Consider the following 6846-nt stretch of genomic DNA (forward strand, 5'->3'; position numbering starts at 1 on the left):
TCAGGCTGAAGGTCGTAAGTTTCAATAAGGTAATGAGCCAGACGGTTCGAACGATCATTAAGCTCACGGTAAGACATCCTTACATCCTGATATACTATGCCTATGTGATCCGGAGTTCTTTCAACCTGGGCTTCAAATAATGCCTGAATCGTTGTGTCACTCGCATAATCACTTTCTGTAGACCATAACCCTGATAACTGGGTGTATTGGTCCTGAGGAATAAGGTTGAGTTCAGATAATGTAAGGTTTTCCTGCTGATTAATTCCTGCGATCTGATCAAGCATGAACAGATAAGAATTCATCATATTTTTAACTGTTTCTTTTGAATAAACAGCTTTAGCATAGTTGAACATTCCCTGTAAAGTCTCCCCTATATCATTGATCATGGTGGTAATATCAAACTTAGCCACCTGATAGTCTACATTTCCGTTAAAAGGATGAAGTATCGTCTTTTCATTTTCAGATGAAGCAACATCTTCACCAAAGCTTTGAAGACCAAACATCACCTGGAAAACCGGATGACGGGAGGTATCCTGTTCTACTCCCAGCTCTTCCACTAATTTTTCAAATGGAAGATCCTGATGAGACTGGGCCTCTGTCACCGACTGAGCTACCTGTAGAATGAAATCTTTTACCCTTTGGCCCGGATCAATGTTTTCTCTTAATGCAAGAGTATTCACGAAGAACCCGATCATATCTTCAAGTCCTACATGGTGTCGGTTGGCAATAGGGCTTCCTACTATGATATCGTCCTGTCCGGAATAGGCTGAAAGCGTCAGGTAATATCCACCCAATACTATGCTGTATAAACTTACTCCAAGGTCTTTCGAAAGGTTTTTCAACCTTAGGGTCTGCTCTGCATCCAGGCTAAAGTACAGATTCTCTCCATCATAAGATATTTGGGATGGTCTCTTGAAATCTGCTGCTAAATCAAGGTTTTGGAATCCGCTCAATTTGTTTTTCCAATAGCTGATCTGCTGATCAAGACGTTCTCCTGTAAGATAATTACGCTGCCATAAAGCAAAGTCTTTATATTGAATTTTTAAACCAGGAAGCTCATGCGGTCTTCCTTCTGTAATGGCATTGTAAATATGGACTAATTCTTTTAAGAATACTTCTGTAGACCATCCGTCAAATGCAATATGGTGTATAACAATAGACAGATAGTAAGATTCTTCTAATTTAAATATATTGATGTCTACCGGTAATTCTTCTTCCAAACGGAAGATTTTATTGGCTACACTGCTTACTTTTTCTTCAAGCTCAGCCATTGTCTTCACCTCATGCTGATGTATAGCTGGAATATCATCTACCACAGACTGCCATCCTATTCCGTTATCGGTAGTACGAATAACTGAACGAAGTACTTCATGGCGCATTATAATAGCGTCTAGAGCTTTACACAGTATTGAAATATCTGCTTTTTCATCCAAACGGAAGATCATCGGGATATTGTAAGCACTGCTTCCTCCTTCGTAATTTTCTATAAACCAAAGCCTTTCCTGTGCGAAAGATAACCTTTGTTCTTCCGGAGTGTTAACTTCTACGGGAGTAATCGTAATCTGCTCTCCTCTGTTGTTTTCATCTGCCAGAATATGGGAAAGAGAAGCAATTGTTTTATGGCTGAAAATCATGGCTACTTCTACTCTTATATCCAGCACCTGCTTGATCTTACTGATCAGTTTTATGGCCATGATACTGTTTCCTCCTAATCTGAAGAAATCATCATGGATACTGATACTTTCAGCATCAAGACCTAATACTTCGCCATAGATATAACATAGTTTAGTCTGTAATTCGGTTTCAGGAGCAACATAATTTTTGCTTCCTGTAAACTCCGGTTCCGGAAGTTGTTTTCTGTCCAGTTTTCCATTGATCGTTAATGGCAAGGCTGTTAAATGAACAAAAGCACTCGGGACCATATATTCTGGTAAGCTCGCGGAAAGGTGTTCTGAGAGTACATTGGAATCAACCTCAGCATCTGATACATAGTATCCTGCCAGGTATTTTAATCCTGCTTTGTTTTCTTTCGCCAATACTGCGGTCTGACGGATACCTGGGTAATCAAGCAATATATTTTCAATCTCGCCTAGCTCGATTCTATACCCCCTGATCTTCACCTGGAAGTCATTTCGACCCACATATTCCAGTTCGCCATTGGATAACCAGCGTACTAGGTCACCCGTTTTGTATAAACGTCTGTTTTCTCCTTTTTCTTTTTGCGCTAGCGTTTGGAATGGATTGTCAAGGAAGCGTTCTTCTGTCAGCTCTGGCTGGTTTAAGTAGCCTCTGGCAATACCTGCTCCCCCTATATAAAGCTCTCCTACAGCACCCACAGGAACAGCACGATGTTGGCTGTCAAGAACATATGCTGTAGCATTTGCTATAGGGCCACCGATATTCAATGGATTGTTGTCTTCTTTGTAGTAATGTAATGTAGCACAGACCGTTCCTTCGGTAGGTCCATACTCATTAACAAGAATGATATCCTCTATATTTTTATCCAAAGCAGGGAAACTCTCTCCTCCGGCAAAAATCAGCTTCAGGTTGGTTCCGTTGTCTACCACTTCTCTCAATAAAACCGGTGGAATAAATGAAACTTCTATATTATTTTCTTTAATATACTCATTAAGCCCGCTTACTGATGTTCTAAGATCATTGCTGTAAAGCCATAATGTATTTCCATTACACAAGACCGGGAAGGCCTCATACACAAAAGCATCAAATACATAATTTGAGTAACAACCCACTTCCTGAAATTCTTCAAGTCGGTGAGCCTTAATCATTGATTCTATAAGGTTTATCACTCCGGAATGTTCAATCATTACTCCTTTCGGAAGTCCTGTTGTTCCACTGGTATAGATGACGTAGGCCAGATTGCCGGAATTCACTTTAGTAACAAGGTTTTTAGACTCTGCTATTTCAAGCTGTGCTTTAAGACTGACATTATCCAGAGATAATAGCCCGATATTTTCTAAACCACTTATCTTTTCTGCAGATTTTTCTTCTGTAAGAACTATTGTAGCATTAGTATCCTGAAGGATATGTTTTATTCTGTCCACAGGATACGAAGGATCCATTGGCACATAAGCAGCTCCCGCTTTCATTACAGCAAGAACCGCAATCAGCATATGCTCTGAACGATCTAAGCATAAAGGAATAATATCATCAGGTTGTAGATTGTACGTTTCGATCAGATAATTAGCCAGGCGGTTTGATCTGTCGTTAAGCTCTCTGTAAGAAAGTTGAACGTCCTGATATACCAATGCTGTCTGATCCGGAGTTTTCAACACCTGATTTTCAAATAACTGATGTACCGTCATTTCTGCCTGATACTCCGCATGGGTGGTGTTCCATACTTCCGTTACTTTTTTATACTGTTCCTGTGGAATAAAATTGAGTTCTGAAAGCCTGATATCTTTCTGTCCTTCTGTTTCCGCTATTTGATTCAGTAAAAATTCATAGGAATGGATCATATTACCGACGGTCTCTTTTGAGAAAATCGCTTTAGCGTAATTGAACATTCCATGTATATTTTCTCCACCATCGTCGATCATGGTAGTCAGGTCAAATTTCGCAACCTGATAATCTATTTCCCCATCAAAAGGATAAAATAAAGCATCTCCGTTATTTTCAGAAGAAGCATCTCCTCCAAAGTTCTGCAGTCCGAACATCACCTGGAAAACAGGGTGTCTGGAAGTATCCTGCTCTACTCCTAATTCTTCTACCAGCTTCTCAAATGGAAGGTCCTGATGAGACTGCGCCTCTGTCACGGATTTTGATACCTGTAAAATAAAGTCTTTAAGGTTCTGTTCTGCATCAATTTTTTCTCTTAACGCAAGGGTATTGACAAAGAACCCGATGATGTCTTCAAGACCGGCATGATGACGGTTCGCAATAGGGCTTCCCACTACGATATCATCCTGTCCGGAATACGCTGAAAGCATCAGGTAATATCCACTAAGCATTACACTGTACAGACTGACCCCAAGTTCTTTTGAGAGTTTTTTTATTTTTTCGCCTTGCTCTGTATTCAGACTGAAGTACAGGTTTTCTCCTTCGTAAGAAATTTGGGAAGGTCTCTTGAAATCCGTAGCCAAATCAAGGTTCTGGAAATCACCAAGTTGATCTTTCCAGTAGCCAATCTGCTGATCAAGAAGTTCTCCTGCAAGATAATGACGTTGCCATAAGGCAAAATCTTTGTACTGGAATTGTAAAGCAGGCAGCTCAGAAGCATTGTCTTTATTAATCAGAGATCTATAAATCGTTTGTATCTCTTTGAGGAATATATCAGTAGACCATCCGTCAAAAGCGATATGATGGATTACCATCGACATATAGTGCTGATCCTTGAGTTTGAAGATATTGATCTCTACAGGGATTTCTTCATCCAGGCGGAAGATCCTATTGGCACATTTGTTTATGTATTGATCCAATTCTTCTCTTGTCTCTACTTCCGTTATTTTGAATTCCGGAATGAGATCCGTAACCACCTGATACCCTGTTCCGTCTTCTGTAGTTCGGATTACCGAACGAAGGATCTCATGGCGTACGATAACCGCTTCAAGAGCTTTGCATAGAACCGGAATATCCGTTTTCTGATCCAGAAGTGCTGTCATTGGAATATTATACGCACTACTTCCTCCTTCATAGGTTTCTATGAACCAAAGTCTTTCCTGGGCAAAAGATAATCGCTGCTCTTCCGGAGAATCAATGGCTACAGGAGTGATAATAACTTGTTCATAGGTCGTATTTTCTCTCAGAACTTTTTCCAGAGAAGCGACTGTTTTATTAGTGAATACCATGGCTACATCTACCTGTAACGCAAGGTTTTGTTTAATTTTACTGATCAGTTTGATGGACATGATACTGTTTCCTCCGAGACGGAAGAAATCATCATGGATACTGATACGCTCTGCATTAATCCCCAGGACTTCCCCATAAACCTGACAAAGCTTTTGCTGAAGCTCATTCTCAGGAGCGGTATATTCTCCCCCTCCGATAAATCCAGGCTCAGGAAGCTGTTTTCTGTCCAGTTTTCCGTTAACAGTAACAGGAAGGGTTACGAGATGTACAAAAGCCACCGGTACCATATATTCAGGTAAGGTCTCTGAGAGGAACTCTGAAAGCAGGTGTGAATCAATTATAGAATCAGCTACATAATATCCGACAATATATTTCAATCCGGTATTATTTTCCTTTGCAAGAACTGCTACCTGGCGAATTCCCGGATATTGAAGAAGTCTGTTTTCAATTTCACCTAATTCAATACGGTATCCTCTTATCTTTACCTGGAAGTCATTTCTACCAATATATTCTATATTTCCAGCCGGAAGCCAACGAACAAGATCTCCTGTTTTATAAAGTCTGGCATTTGTATTTTTAGCCTTTTGATCTTCTGTCTGGAAAGGGTTTACTATAAAGCGTTCCTGGGTAAGTTCCGGACGGTTCAAATACCCTCTTGTGATACCTGCTCCCCCAATGTAGAGCTCTCCCAAAGCCCCTACAGGAACTGGATTCATATGACTATCAAGTATATAAGCCTTCATATTTCCGATAGGACGGCCAATACTGTTCATACTTTGATCCATATTAATTATGGAGGTAACTGTCGTTTCCGTAGGTCCGTAGCAATTGATTAGCGTAAAATGCTTGTTTACCAATTTGGCATACAGATCATTGGTCAGAGCCTCTCCTCCAGACGCCAATCTTGTAAGGCTTTTAACCCTGGTAATATCAATATTCTGTAATACTGAAGGCGTAAGGTTGATATAGGAGGCATTATTATCATTAAGTATTTTCAAAAATACTTCTTCATTTAAAAAAGTTTTATCTTTTATAAACAACAAAGGATTTCCATTTAAAACAGCCATTAATATCTGTTCTATGGATGGATCAAATACATAGTTAGCAAATTGGAAAATAACATCTGATTCTCGCAGTTGATAGCGGGAATATACATCCTTAATCAGATTTATTATATTCCTATGTTCCACCATCACTCCTTTCGGCATGCCCGTTGTTCCACTTGTGTAGATGACATAGACAAGGTTGCGGGAGGTAAGTTTTGTGATCGGGTTTCCGGAGTCTACATTTTTAATCGTTTTTTTGAATGCCTCTCCATCTAGGGATACAACTTCTAAATTTTCTGTATTCTGTATCCTGTCTATGGTATTCTGCTGAGCTAAAACGACTCTGGCATCTGTATCATCCAATATGTATTTTATTCTGTCTACAGGAGAAGACGGATCTATTGGAACATAGGCTGCTCCTGCTTTTATTACTCCTAAAATAGCAATCAACATATCCTCAGATCGTTCCAAACATAGTGGAACTAAGTCATCCGGCTGAAGGTCATATCTCTTGATCAGATAATTTGCCAAACGGTTTACTCTTTCATTAAGCTCACGATAGGTTAATTTAATCTCCTGATATAGTAACGCTATATTGTCAGGTGTCTTCTCAACCTGCATCTCGAATAGTTCAGGAACTGTAGCTGTATTCGGATAGGAAAAGTCTGTATCATTCCACTCTTCCATTATTTTTACAGATTCATCCGCGGTAATATAAGACAGGTCTTTCAGTTCGATTTCTGGATTTTTCAAGAGCTGGGTAAGGATTGTTTTCATTCCTTCGATAAGCCTTTCCATCACAGAATAATCAAAAAGATAGCCTTCAAAATTCAGAGTCATGGAAACTTCTTCTCCTCGCTCATAGGCTACTATCCCCAATGGATAATCAAGCTTTTCTACAGAGTCCATGAATACAAATCCCAACTCATTACCCTCACCTCCCTTAGGTACCGGATAGTTCTCATACACAAATAAGCTGCTGAAAATCCTGCGT

Annotated in this window: 1 protein-coding gene; it reads right to left on the minus strand. The window is 39.8% G+C overall.

Annotated features, from left to right (window positions below):
- A partial coding sequence (locus tag DRF57_RS23140) for a non-ribosomal peptide synthetase (protein WP_115921099.1) occupies positions 1 to 6846 on the minus strand: 6846 nt, incomplete at both ends.

It is taken from the genome of Chryseobacterium rhizosphaerae, from assembly GCF_003385455.1.
Lineage (GTDB): Bacteria > Bacteroidota > Bacteroidia > Flavobacteriales > Weeksellaceae > Chryseobacterium > Chryseobacterium rhizosphaerae.